This window comes from Brevibacterium sp. R8603A2 (assembly GCF_023072605.1).
GTDB lineage: Bacteria > Actinomycetota > Actinomycetes > Actinomycetales > Brevibacteriaceae > Brevibacterium > Brevibacterium pityocampae.
The window spans coordinates 46104-57678 of the sequence record NZ_JALLGN010000011.1; the positions used below are offsets into that span (position 1 = coordinate 46104).

12 protein-coding genes are annotated in these 11575 nt (G+C 71.9%); 4 read left to right on the forward strand and 8 right to left on the reverse strand.

Translation table 11 applies throughout. The features are described from left to right. Positions 1 to 5: 5 nt before the first annotated feature. From hemE to hemQ, 3 genes are all read left to right on the forward strand, one after another. Positions 6 to 1115, forward strand: coding sequence for a uroporphyrinogen decarboxylase (gene hemE / locus MTQ12_RS11575; protein WP_247618727.1), 1110 nt, complete (start codon positions 6 to 8; stop codon positions 1113 to 1115). Next, positions 1112 to 2548 carry a protoporphyrinogen oxidase gene (hemG, locus tag MTQ12_RS11580; protein ID WP_247618728.1) on the forward strand — a complete coding sequence of 479 codons (1437 nt, stop codon included), beginning with the start codon at positions 1112 to 1114 and terminating at the stop codon, positions 2546 to 2548. Before hemE ends, hemG begins: the two co-directional genes overlap by 4 nt. Positions 2549 to 2726: 178 nt before the next feature. Continuing rightward, positions 2727 to 3437, forward strand: a complete 711-nt coding sequence (gene hemQ / locus MTQ12_RS11585; RefSeq protein ID WP_247618729.1) for a hydrogen peroxide-dependent heme synthase — start codon at positions 2727 to 2729, stop codon at positions 3435 to 3437. Positions 3438 to 3447: 10 nt separating this feature from the next. On the opposite strand, the gene MTQ12_RS11590 is transcribed toward hemQ, so the two are convergent. The 5 genes from MTQ12_RS11590 to msrB all read right to left on the reverse strand — a co-directional run bounded on the left by MTQ12_RS11590 (position 3448) and on the right by msrB (position 7520). Then, positions 3448 to 4038 carry a PKD domain-containing protein gene (locus tag MTQ12_RS11590; protein WP_247618780.1) on the reverse strand — a complete coding sequence of 197 codons (591 nt, stop codon included), beginning with the start codon at positions 4036 to 4038 and terminating at the stop codon, positions 3448 to 3450. Positions 4039 to 4322: 284 nt separating this feature from the next. Further along, positions 4323 to 5042, reverse strand: a complete 720-nt coding sequence (locus tag MTQ12_RS11595; RefSeq protein ID WP_247618730.1) for a hypothetical protein — start codon at positions 5040 to 5042, stop codon at positions 4323 to 4325. Between the two features lie 160 nt (positions 5043 to 5202). Then, positions 5203 to 6402, reverse strand: coding sequence for an FAD-binding oxidoreductase (locus tag MTQ12_RS11600; RefSeq protein WP_247618731.1), 1200 nt, complete (start codon positions 6400 to 6402; stop codon positions 5203 to 5205). Positions 6403 to 6481: 79 nt separating this feature from the next. Continuing rightward, complete coding sequence (locus tag MTQ12_RS11605; protein ID WP_247618732.1) at positions 6482 to 7048, reverse strand: GNAT family N-acetyltransferase; 567 nt, start codon at positions 7046 to 7048, stop codon at positions 6482 to 6484. Further along, positions 7041 to 7520 (reverse strand): peptide-methionine (R)-S-oxide reductase MsrB, encoded by a 480-nt coding sequence (msrB, locus tag MTQ12_RS11610; protein ID WP_247618733.1) that lies wholly within the window; start codon positions 7518 to 7520, stop codon positions 7041 to 7043. Before msrB ends, MTQ12_RS11605 begins: the two co-directional genes overlap by 8 nt. Before the next feature lie 100 nt (positions 7521 to 7620). Between msrB and MTQ12_RS11615 the strand changes: the two genes are divergently transcribed. Further along, positions 7621 to 8853 (forward strand): alpha/beta fold hydrolase, encoded by a 1233-nt coding sequence (locus MTQ12_RS11615; RefSeq protein ID WP_247618734.1) that lies wholly within the window; start codon positions 7621 to 7623, stop codon positions 8851 to 8853. A 50-nt stretch (positions 8854 to 8903) separates the two neighbouring features. Here the strand turns inward: MTQ12_RS11615 and MTQ12_RS11620 are convergent, their stop codons facing one another. The 3 genes from MTQ12_RS11620 to MTQ12_RS11630 are packed head-to-tail and all read right to left on the reverse strand — an operon-like array spanning position 8904 to position 11534. Continuing rightward, on the reverse strand, positions 8904 to 9878 hold the full coding sequence (locus MTQ12_RS11620; RefSeq protein ID WP_137319905.1) for a malate dehydrogenase: 975 nt from the start codon (positions 9876 to 9878) through the stop codon (positions 8904 to 8906). Then, positions 9875 to 10762: a dihydrofolate reductase family protein gene (locus tag MTQ12_RS11625; protein WP_247618735.1), complete on the reverse strand. Its 888-nt coding sequence runs from the start codon at positions 10760 to 10762 to the stop codon at positions 9875 to 9877. Before MTQ12_RS11625 ends, MTQ12_RS11620 begins: the two co-directional genes overlap by 4 nt. Next, positions 10746 to 11534, reverse strand: a complete 789-nt coding sequence (locus MTQ12_RS11630) for a hypothetical protein (protein ID WP_247618736.1) — start codon at positions 11532 to 11534, stop codon at positions 10746 to 10748. The genes MTQ12_RS11625 and MTQ12_RS11630 overlap by 17 nt, the downstream gene beginning before the upstream one ends. Positions 11535 to 11575: the final 41 nt, after the last annotated feature.

Sequence of the window (11575 nt, forward strand, 5' to 3'; positions counted from 1 at the left end):
GAGCAATGGCTTCGACTCTCGTACGCGCTGCCCTCTCGCAGCCGGTTGATCACACCCCCGTCTGGTTCATGCGGCAGGCCGGTCGCTCCCTCCCCGAGTACCGGGAGCTCCGGAAGGGCAACGCGATGCTCGAGGCGTGCCGCACCCCGGAACTCGTCACCGAGATCACCCTGCAGCCGGTCCGCCGGCACGGCGTGGACGCCGCGATCTTCTTCTCCGACATCGTCGTCCCGCTCCAGGCCGCCGGTGTCGACGTCGTCATCGAGCCCGGGGTCGGACCCGTCATCAGCACCCCCGTGCGCACCCGCGCCGACCTCGACCGGCTGCCCGAGCTCGACGCCGAGGCGCTGTCCGACATCACCGAATCCGTCACCCGGATCGTCGCGGAGCTCGGCGACACCCCGCTCATCGGGTTCGCCGGCGCGCCGTTCACGGTGGCGAGCTACCTCATCGAGGGCGGGCCGAGCCGCAACCACGAGAAGACCAAGGCGATGATGCTCGGGGATCCGGAGCTGTTCTCCGCGATCCTCGCCAAGCTCGGCCGGATGTCGGCGACCTTCATCGACGTGCAGCTGTCCGCCGGCGCCCGCGCCTTCCAGCTCTTCGATTCCTGGGCCGGCTACCTCGGCCCGCAGGACTACCGCGCCGCTGTGCTCCCGCACTCGCAGGAGGTGTTCGCAGCGCTGAGCCGCCACGACGTCCCGAGCTTCCACTTCGGTGTGCAGACCGGGGAGCTGCTGGCCCCGATGTCCGAGGCCGGCTCCACCGTCATGGGGGTGGACTTCCGCGTCGACCTCGCCGCTGCCTCGGCCCGGGTGCAGCCCGGTCAGGCGCTCCAGGGCAACCTCGACCCGGCGATGCTGTTCGCCCCGTGGGAGGTGCTGCGGCCGCGCGTGGAGCAGATCGTGCGCGCCGGTCTCGACCATCCGGGCGGCCACGTCTTCAACCTCGGCCACGGGGTGCTGCCGGCCACCGACCCCGCCGTCCCCGGCCTCGTCGTCGAGGAGGTCCACCGGGTGTCCCGTGAGGTCCTCGCCGAGCGCCGGCACGCCTCGGGAGCCGGGGACAGCACGGCCCGGGTCGATCCGGCCGCGGAGGCGGGCGACCGCCGGTGAGCACCGCCGCTGTCGTCGGGGGCGGGATCTCCGGCCTCGTCGCCGCCCACCGGCTCATCAGCACCCGGCCCGGCACCGCGGTCACCGTGTACGAGGCCTCGGACCGGCTGGGCGGGTGCCTGCGCGGCTCCGACCTGAACGGCCATGCGCCCGCCGGTGCCGACGTCGGTGCCGAGGCGAGCCTGTACGTCCGCCCGGAGACCGTGGGCCTGTGCCGCGAGCTCGGCCTCGAACTCGAGTTCCCGTCCCGCGCGCACTCCTCCCGCATCCACGCCCACGGCGCCATGCACGCGATCCCGGCCGGCACCCTCATGGGCGTGCCCGCCGACCCGCAGGCACTCGCAGGCCTGCTCACCGAGTCCGAGCTCGCCCGGGTGAGCGAGGAGCAGCTCACCGCGCCGGCCGCCGGCGACGTGTCGGTGGGCGGTTTCCTCGCAGCCCGGCTCGGCGACGCGCTCGTCGACACCGTGGTCGACCCGCTGCTCGGCGGCGTGTACGCCGGACGCTGCCGCGACCTCTCCCTCGCCGCGACGATCCCCGCGCTCCTGCCCGCGGCCCGGGCCGGCACCCCGGTCCTCGACGCCGTCGCCGAGGTGCTCCGCGCGCGGGCCGCTGGGCGCGCGGCGACGCCGGGGGCGAACGTCCCCGGCTCCCAGCCCGCCGAGGCGCCGCCCGTGTTCATGTCGCTGCGCGGCGGGATGAACCGCCTCGTCACCGCGCTCGCCGAGCACCTCGCGCAGTCCGGGGTCGAGTTCCGGCTCGGGGCTCCGGTGCGCGCCGTGCGACAGGCCGGCGGCGGCACCTGGGCCGTCGAGAGCGTGAGCGGCGGAGCCGAGGAGTTCGACGCTCTCGTCCTCGCCGTGCCCGCGCACGCCGCGACCGGCCTGCTCGCCGGGGTCGACGCGGAGATCGCGGGGATCCTCGGGGGAGTGGACCATGCGAGCTCCGCCGTGGTCACCGCCGTCATCGACGTCGCCGAGGCCCCGCTCGAGGGCTCCGGCTTCCTCGTCCCTCCCACGGAGACCGCGTTCATCAAGGCCTCGACCTACGCCTCGAACAAGTGGCCGTGGCTCGCGGCGCTGCTGCCCGCGGACACCGCCGTGGTGCGGATGAGCGTCGGCCGGTTCGGCGACGACCCGGACGCGTGGGAGCCGCTGCCCGACGAGGAGCTCGCCGCCCGGGCGATCGCGGACTGGCGGCGCATCACCGGCCGGGCCGCGCCCGTCCTCCACTCCGAGGTGCAGCGGTGGACCGCGGCGCTGCCCCAGTACACGCCCGGCCACCTCGAGCGCACCGCACGCATCGACGCGGTGCTCGCCGGCATCCCGGGCCTCGCACTCGTCGGTTCCGCCTACGACGGGGTCGGGATCCCCGCCTGCATCGCGCGGGCGGAGAAGGAGATCGCCCGGCTCACCGGCGGCCCGCCGCCGTGATCGTGCCGAGCCGGCTGCGCCCGCCGGCACTGCGCTCACCCGCACTGCGCTCACCCGCACGGAGCTCACCGGCACTGAGCGTGTGCACACTGCGCACGTGCCGGCTGAGCACGGAGACACCGCCCCCGCACCATCAGCAGACCTGAGCGACGGACACCACCACGAGGAAGAAGGAACCATGTCGAACTACCGCCAGCCCACCCCGGAAGAGATCGAGAAGTTCAACCAGGAGATCCGCTACGCCGGTTACAGCGTGTTCTCCGTCGCCGGGGAGATCGGTGAGGAGGACCGCGCCGCGCTCGCCGAGGAGGTCAACTCCCGGCTCGCCGCGCTCAGCGACCAGGGCCTCGTGGTGCGCGGCGTCTACGACGTGTCCGCGTTCCGTCCCGATGCCGACGTCATGTTCTGGTGGCACGCCCCCACCACCGAGGCGATCCAGGCCGCCTACGCCGCCGTGCGCCACTCGGTCCTCGGCTCGATCCTCGAGCCCGTGTGGTCGGTCATCGGCATGCACCGCCCGGCTGAGTTCAACAAGTCCCACCTGCCGGCGTTCCTCACCGACAGCACGCCCGGCGACTACATCTGCGTGTACCCGTTCGTGCGGTCCTACGAATGGTACGTGCTGCCGGCAGAGGAGCGCTCGCAGATGCTGCGCGAGCACGGCATGGCGGCTGCGGACTACAAGGACATCAAGGCGAACACGATCTCCGCGTTCGCGCTCGGCGACTACGAGTGGCTGCTGTCCTTCGAGGCCTCGCGGGTCGACCGGATCGTCGACCTCATGCGCGAGCTGCGCGCCACCCAGGCGCGCCTCCACGTGCGTGAGGAGCTCCCGTTCTTCACCGGCCCGCGCCGCGAGCTCGCCGACATCATCGCCGCCTGGCGCTGAGCCGGGGCGGTCAGCCGTCCGGGGCCTCGCAGTCGGGGCTCGAAGGGTCGTCGAGGCAGTCCTCGTCGACGAGGAACCGGTGGTAGCGGTACACCTCGAGCTCGAGCGGGTCGCTCGGCACCGCTGCCTGGCCCGGGATCGTCAGCCAGGGGCCGCCGGCCACGGAGTACATTCCCGCGTAGTACGTGGTCAGGGTGACCGAGACGGTGCCGGGCGCCGAGTACGTGTGGTGGATCTGCGCGTTCTGGACGGACCGCGGGCGGCTGCCCGGGGAGGTCGTGCGGTCCGTGGTGCCGTCGCCAAAGTCCCAGACATAGGCCACGGGCGTGGCCCGCACCTGCACCGGGATGTCGAAGAGGACGAGGTCGATATAGCGGACCGCGGAGTCGGCCCAGAAAGCCGTCCGCCGATTCGTCACCGCCCAGGCATCGGGCCAGGAGTGGAGCGTCGAGGGCGGGATCTCGAAGGACTGGAAGTCCTCCTCCGTGACCACCGGGGTCGGTGCGGCCTCCCCGCCGCCACCGCCGGACCCGCCGCCCTCGTCGTCGGGATCGAGCTCCGCGCAGACCTCGACGCTCTCACCCGTGGACGGAAGATTCACGCGCTCGCATCCGCCGGGTGGACCTGCAGGCCCGCCACCGCCGCCACCCGATCCGCCGCCGCCTCCACGACCGCCGCGATCGGAGCCTCCCCGGTCGGAGCCGCCTCCACCCGGCTTCGATCCACCGCGTTCAGAGCCCCCGCCTCCATCCCGACCAGGTTTCTGTCTTTCTGACTGACACCCTCCGCCCTTACCACTCATTGGCAGGCAACCGGGTCCATTAGCGATCGCTGGTTGCGGAATTAGCAGAAGTAGACAAACCAACCCAACTGTAAATCCGCGTATTAAGACGCGCATCCGTGATCCCACAAGTCGTGCTCGGAAACAAACCATTCGCCGTCATATTGGGCGATTACGAACTGATAAGTATCTGTCGCTTCAGCATCTCCAGGAGTTTCGTTAGATTCGTTCGGAACGATCGAGTACTCGTGGAGCGGAATGCAAGAGTGAATAGTTACGAACGGGATCTGAGTATTATCATCTACTCTCAGATCAACTGTTTCGATCCGTCGCGATTCCAGTCGATATTCGCCTACCATGCGAACATCCTGATCTTTCATCTGTTTGACTTCATCTTTAGCCGCGAAAAGGACCTGATCTCGCGCAACCCCATCTATCTTTTCGATCCCGTCCCCTCCTGACGAATACACTTCGTTAAGTAGGGAAATATATTCATCAAGTTTTGGAATCGCCTCGTCGACCGCCTTCTTCTCCTCTTCGCTGAGCTGCAGGTCGGTCGTGTATTCCGGGACTGCTTCGGCGGTGTCGGTGGGCGTCGCGGCGGTCGGTGTGGCGAGTGTGTGCTCCTCGGGTCCGGCAGTGCAGGCCGACAGGAGCAGCACCGCAGCACCCACGGCGGCACCGATCCTCGGAGCGGTGCGGGGCAGGCGCGGCGCATGCGGCGAGCGTGGGTGACGCGCGGGTCGCTGTTCCGGCGCGGAACCGGTCGAGAGCTCATCGCGCTCGTGGGTGAGGCGGGGTGGGGGAGAGAACACGAGGGGCATCGGGTGTCCTTGGGGGAGGAGTGCAGCAGGTGCTGTCTACGGTAATACAGCCCACCTCGGAGCGCACGGGATTGTTCGACCCTGTGGATAAGTCACCGGAACTCCTCCGCACCCGCGCCGTACCCGTGCCTCGCTCGCTGCGGGCCGATGAACTCCGCGCTCACTGCCGACCGATGAACTCCTCGCGCGTCCCGGCGGTCGCCTCCCCGGCACCGGCCGCATCCGCCTGCGCACGGCGCTGCGCGAACCGGCCGGGCCGGAACAGCTCGAGGCCCGGATCCGGGGTGCCGGTCACCTCGGCGGCGGCGACCTCCCCGAGGTACGGGGCCAGGGTCATCCCGCTGTGCGTGACGAGGGCGTAGACGCGCTGCTGCTCGTCGAGGAAGCCGGCGATGGTGAGCTCGTCGTCGGGCAGGCTGCGCCCGCTCAGCGTCACCGATTCGAGCCGCACGCGGTCTGCGAAGAACTCGGCGAGCACCGCATCCATCTCCGCGCGCACCTCGGCGAGCTGCTCTGCGGTGGACTCCTCGGCGGTCCGGTGCTCGACGGAGGGCACCTGCACGAGCAGCCGCCCGTCGTGCTGCGGGCGCACATTCATCCGGTCGGACACGATGACCCGGTGCAGCTCGATGTCGAGTGGGGGAGTGCCGACCGGTTCGGTGATGCCGAGGAAGCTGTGCGTCCGTGCGCTGCGTTCCCGCAGGTCCGCTACGGACACCAGCGCGCCGGACCGTGCGGCGATCTCCCTTGATGCGGCCCCGGCGGCGAGCACCGCACGATCGACGGAGAGCACCTCGCCCCCGGCCAGGTGGAGGTCGACGCCGTCGCCTGCGGCCTGCCAGGACTCGACGGTGATGGTGCGCGGTGCGATCCCGCGGTCCGCCAGTGCGGAGAGCAGCGCGTCCCTGAAGATCTCGGCATCCGCGTAGCCCTCTGCTTCGAAGAGCAGACCGCCGTCCGCGCTGTCCGGCCAGTCGACCGCCGGCTCGAGCGCTTCGAGCTCCGCCCGGTCGACCTCCCGGCAGGGGTAGCCGTAAGCCCGCGCCTCGGTGCTGCGCTCCTCATAGGTGCGGATCCGGTCCGGCCCCGTGTCGACGAGGATCCCGCCGCTCGGATGGAACCAGCGGCCGTGCGCGGCCAGCCGCTCCTGCAAACGGTGGTGGGCCGCGATACCCGCGGCATTGAGGTCGTAGTAGGCGCGCGGCTCCTTGTGATTCGCATTGATCCACGCGAACGACCGCCCGCTGGCCCCTGCGAAGGGGTGCGCCGCCTCGAGGAGCACGACGTCCTCCCCGCGCTCGGCGAGGTGGAGGGCGGTGCACAGGCCGAGCACCCCGGCGCCGATGACTGCGATGTGCACGGGACTCTCCTCCGGGTCGGTGGTCGGAACGCGGCGGGCCGGGAGGCGGGACTCGGGAGCGGCCCCGCCGGGGAACGGCTCAGCCGCGGGCCGGGCCGGCCGCCCGGCGCATCGGGATGTGGACGATCCCGTCCTCGAGAAAGTCCTCCCCGCTGCGCTCGAAGCCGAACCCGGCGTAGAAGCGCTCGAGGTAGGACTGGGCGTTGAGGGTGAGCAGGCTGCCTGCGAAGTCCTCGACGAGCCGGCCGACGACCGCACGCCCGGCGCCGGTGGAGCGCGCCGCGGGATCGGTGACGACCCGGCCGATGCTCCGGCCGTCCGGGTGCCCGGCCGGCCCGTCGACGAGACCGTGGGGGAGCAGTCGGGCGTAGGCGGCGGGCATGACGGACAGGCCGGTCTGCTCACCGTGGGAGTCGCGGAACGGGGTGGGCGCGCCGGCATGCGGGATGAATGCGTGGAGCGTGTCCGGGTAGAGGTCGACCCCGTCGAGGTCGAGGAACACGCAGTCCTGCTCGACGACGAACACCTCGCTGCGCAGCTGCAGGATCCCGTAGAGCTCCTCGCTCGTCAGCTCGGAGAAGTGCTTGACCACCGCGTCCGCCGGAGCGGCCCGCCGGACCGCGGATTCGGCGACCGGCTCAGGCATCGGTCGACTCCCGGGCGGCTCCGTCCCCGGCGTCGTTCCCCGCGGTGTCCGCACCGTCCTCGGCGAGGACGAGGCTGATCGAGTTGATGCAGTAGCGCTGATCGGTGGGGGTGTCGTAGCCCTCGCCCTCGAACACGTGCCCCAGGTGGGAGTCGCAGGCCGCGCAGCGCACCTCGATGCGCTGCATGCCGAGCGAGTCGTCGCGGATGTAGCGCACCCGGCCCTCGGCGAGCGGGGCGTAGAAGCTCGGCCAGCCGCAGTGGGAGCCGAACTTCGTCTCGCTGCGGAACAGCTCGGCGCCGCAGGCCCGGCACCGGTAGGAGCCGGCGGTCGTGGTGTCGGTGTACTCCCCGGTGAACGGGCGCTCGGTGCCGGCCTGCCGGAGCACCGCGTACTCCTCCGGGCTGAGGATCTCACGCCATTCGGCGTCGGTCCGCTGCACGGTGGGTGCTGCGTTCTGTTCGCTGCTCATGAGCCTTCTCCTCCGCTGTCGGTTCGCTGCGCCCCATGCTACTCCGGTGACCCGGACAGTAGACTGTCCGCATGACACCCCTGGTGATGAGGAGGTTCCCGTGACGTCGTCCCCTGATCCTGTCGCGCACCCCAAGCGGCGCGCCGTGCGCATCGCCGCCGCCGGCCTCGGCGTCGGGGCCGGGATCGGCCTGCTCGCCTCCGTCGCGACCTCCGGTCTCGCGGCCTATTTCGCCCGCCGGGTCGTGATCCCCGAGCAGGCGCCGGAGGAGCTCGAGATCCTCCACGTCGACGGCTTCGACGACGACATGCACGTCCACCTCGCCGCCGACGACGAGACGCTCGTCAACGGCCGGTACGGCCTGCACTTCGATTCGGGGGCCGGGCACGCGCAGATCGGCGACATCGTCGAGTACGACCCGGTGTCGCGCACCGTGTCCCGCGAGGTGCTCGCCGTGACCGCGGGAGACCTCCGCACCGCCCGCCGCGGCCGCTGGACGGGCGTGTTCTACCCCCACCCGGACGCCACCGGCCTGCCGTACGAGGACGTCACCCTCGAATCCGACGTCGGCGACCTGCCGGCCTGGTTCTTCCCGACCACCGCCGACACCCCGCTCGACACCTGGGCGATCCTCGTCCACGGTCGCGGCGGCTCCCGGGCCGAGGGCCTCAAGGCGGCCCCGGTGCTCAACGACCTGCGGATCCCCGCGCTCGCGATCTCCTACCGCAACGACCCCGAGGTGCCGGTCGGCTCGACGGCCCGCTACGGTCTCGGCGACACCGAGTGGATCGACGTCGACGTCGCGATCGACCACGCGCTCGCCCAGGGGGCGAAGAAGGTCGTAGTGTTCGGCTGGTCGATGGGTGCCGCGATCGCCTTCCAGGCCGCCTCCCGCGGCCGCAACCGGGAGCACATCGCCGCTCTCGTCCTCGACGGCCCGGTCGTCGACTGGTACGACGTGCTCGACCATCAGGCGCGCATCAACTTCCTGCCCACCCCGGTCGCCCGGCTCGCGCTCGACATGCTCACCCGCCCGTGGGCGCGGCGCATCACCGGCCTGGAGACCCCGCTCGACCTCAACCGGATGGACTGGGTGCGCCGGGCCGCCGAGCTCGACACGCGCGTGCTCCTCATCCATTCCGAGGACGACGACTTCGTGCCCTCGGGGCCCTCGCACGCGCTCGCCAACGTGCGCCGCGACCTCGTGACGATGCCGCACTACGAGAAGGCGCGCCACACCAAGGAGTGGAACGTCGACCCCGACCGGTGGAACGACGACGTCGCGAACTTCATCGAGACGCACGTCCTCGACCTCGCCGAGATCACCCGCTGAGACCGATCACCCGCTGATCGGAGCGGGCCGGCGCCCGCTGCCGGGCCGGTTCAGAGCAGTCCGAGCGCGCGGGTGGCCTCGCGCTCCTCGGCGAGCTCCCGGACCGAGGCGTCGATCCGCGCACGGGAGAACGCGTCGATCTCGAGTCCCTCGACGATCCGGTGCTCCCCGCCGTCCACCGTGCACGGGAACGAGCTGATGAGGCCCTCGGGCACGCCGTACTCGCCGTTCGAGGGCACCGCCATCGACACCCACTGCCCGCTGGTGCCGTGCACCCAGTCGCGCAGGTGCTCGATCGTCGCGTTCGCCGCCGAGGCCGCCGAGGACGATCCGCGGGCGGCGATGATCGCCGCCCCGCGCTGCGCGACCGTCGGGATGAAGTCCTCGCGCACCCACGCCTCGTCGTCGATGATGTCGAGGACGCGGCGGCCGTCCGCGGTGGCGCGGGTGGCATCCGGGTACTGGCTGGCGGAGTGGTTGCCCCAGATCGCCAGGTGCTCGATGGTGCTCACCGGCACCTGCGCGCGGGCCGCGAGCTGCGCGAGCGCCCGGTTGTGGTCGAGCCGGGTGAGCGCGGTGAACCGCGCGGCGGGGATGTCCGGGGCGTGCGTGGAGGCGATGAGGGCGTTCGTGTTCGCCGGGTTGCCGGTGACGACGACCCGGATGTCGGAGCCTGCGACCTCGCCCAGCGCCTTCCCCTGGGCGGAGAAGATCGCGCCGTTGGCCTCGAGGAGGTCCGCACGCTCCATGCCCTTCGCCCGCGGGCGGGCGCCGACGAGCAGCGCCGCGTCCGCACCGTCGAAGGCGGTACGCGGGTCGTCGGTGATGTCGACTGCGGCGAGCGTGTTGAAGGCGCAGTCGTCGAGCTCCATGACCACACCCTCGAGCGCCGGCAGCGCCGGCGGGATCTCGAGCAGGCGCAGCCGCACGGGCTCGTCACCGTACACCGCGCCGGCGGCGAGCCGGAACAGCAGCGCATAGCCGATCTGTCCGGCGGCTCCGGTGACTGCGATCGTCTTCGTCATGGGGATTCTCCTTCTGCGGCCGCAGCGGCCGCGGGTCCGGCCGGCAGGGCCAGGCGGTGGATGTACGTCGATGAATCGGTGAGCAGGCTGAGCGGGGTCGCGGGCACCGGCGCGGGCAGGCGCACCGTCCCGAGCAGACCGGGATGATCCTCGGTACCGCTGCCGGCGAGCAGCGGGGAGACGGTGAGGCACAGCTCGTCGACGAGCCCGGCCGACACCCAGCTGCCGAGCAGCGTCGGCCCGCCCTCGCACAGCACCCGGCGCACGCCCCGGACGGCGAGGTCGGCGAGCACCGCCTGCGGGGTGATGTCCCCGTGGACGACGACGTTTCCGGCGCCGCAGAACCCACGGAGCCCGGCGAGCGTCTCCGGGTCGTCCGTCGCGGTGTGCACCACGATCGGGGAGGTGCCCTGCTCGGCGAGTCGGGCGGTGTCGATGCTGCCCGTCCCGGACACGATGACGAGGAGCGGGACGGGCTCCTGGCCGCGGGCCGCCCGCTGCGCCCGGTAGGCGGTCTTCTCCGTGAGCCGGGTGTAGCGCTCGATGCGGGTGGTCTGCGCCCCGACGACGACGGCGTCGGCGAGCGAGCGGAGCACGGAGAACACCCGCATGTCCGCAGCGGTCGAGATCGTCGATGAGCGGCCGTCGGCACCGGCGATCGCCCCGTCCACGGTGGTCACCATGTTCGCCTGCACGCGCATCCCGGGGGTGTGCCCGGACAGCGGGCCGGAGTCGTAGAGCTCGACGAGCCGCGGTTCGGGCCCGGCGGGGTCGGTGCTCGATTCCGCGGTGGCCCGCCGCGGCGGCAGCGCCTCGGGGGAGGGGAGGAGGACGTGGAGCTCAGCGGGCCCGGCCGCCGCGGACGCGTCAGCGGGCGAGGTCATCGGCGGGTCCCATGATGATGTGCGGATGCGCGGCGGGGTCGAGGGTCCGCAGCAGGTGCACCATGTCCTCGGCGTCGACGGTGATGCAGCCCCGGGTGGGGGAGTCGTGGTCGACGTGGAGCCAGATCTTGCCGCCGGCGTCCCAGCCGAGCGGGCGGGTGTCGTCGTTCGGCGGGGTGCCCGGCTGCCGGTTGTAGTCGATGGCGATGACGCGGTCGAACACCGCGGCGTAGTCCTCGCCGTAGGCGGCCGCCGCACCGGTGCGCAGCGCCGGCTCGTGCGTGTAGGGCAGGAGCGAGCCCGGGTCCGGGAGGGAGCCGCCGGCATCGCTGAGCGAGAACACCCCGATCGGCGAGGTGCGGTCGCCCTCGCGCCGGTCGCGCTTCCAGCCCGCGCCCCCGTTGTGGCCGGCGTACTCGCCGGTGCGCTCCCAGCCGTCGCCGGCGCGCTCGAACAGCACCGTCGTCGCGGTCGTGTCCGCGGGCCCCGGGGTCGAGGAGATGAGCACCTGGCGGGTTTCGGCCGGGAGCTCGGCGAGCGTCTCCGGCCCGATGCCGGGCAGCGGGGGCAGCGAGGGACCGGCGGGCGCCTCGGCCCCGGCGGGTGTGCGCAGGGCGGGGGCGGGGAGGTCGCGCGGTGCGCTCTGGGCCGGTGCATGGAGGCCCGATGCGGCGGCGGCCACGGCGTCGCCACCGGCAGGACGCGCACAGCCGGTGGCGAGCAGCGCCACGAGCAGGAGCGGTGCGGCGGACCGGACGGCGGGATGGACCATGTGTCCATCGTGCCATGGGCGCTCCCGCCGGGCCCGACGAC

Bases quoted from the DNA above. Each gene is read 5' to 3' on its own strand.
- hemE (WP_247618727.1), top strand. From the start codon at position 6: ATGGCTTCGACTCTCGTACGCGCTGCCCTCTCGCAGCCGGTTGATCAC.
- hemQ (WP_247618729.1), top strand. From the start codon at position 2,727: ATGTCGAACTACCGCCAGCCCACCCCGGAAGAGATCGAGAAGTTCAAC.
- MTQ12_RS11595 (WP_247618730.1), bottom strand. From the start codon at position 5,042: ATGCCCCTCGTGTTCTCTCCCCCACCCCGCCTCACCCACGAGCGCGAT.
- MTQ12_RS11605 (WP_247618732.1), bottom strand. From the start codon at position 7,048: ATGCCTGAGCCGGTCGCCGAATCCGCGGTCCGGCGGGCCGCTCCGGCG.
- msrB (WP_247618733.1), bottom strand. From the start codon at position 7,520: ATGAGCAGCGAACAGAACGCAGCACCCACCGTGCAGCGGACCGACGCC.
- MTQ12_RS11620 (WP_137319905.1), bottom strand. From the start codon at position 9,878: ATGACGAAGACGATCGCAGTCACCGGAGCCGCCGGACAGATCGGCTAT.
- MTQ12_RS11625 (WP_247618735.1), bottom strand. From the start codon at position 10,762: ATGACCTCGCCCGCTGACGCGTCCGCGGCGGCCGGGCCCGCTGAGCTC.
- MTQ12_RS11630 (WP_247618736.1), bottom strand. From the start codon at position 11,534: ATGGTCCATCCCGCCGTCCGGTCCGCCGCACCGCTCCTGCTCGTGGCG.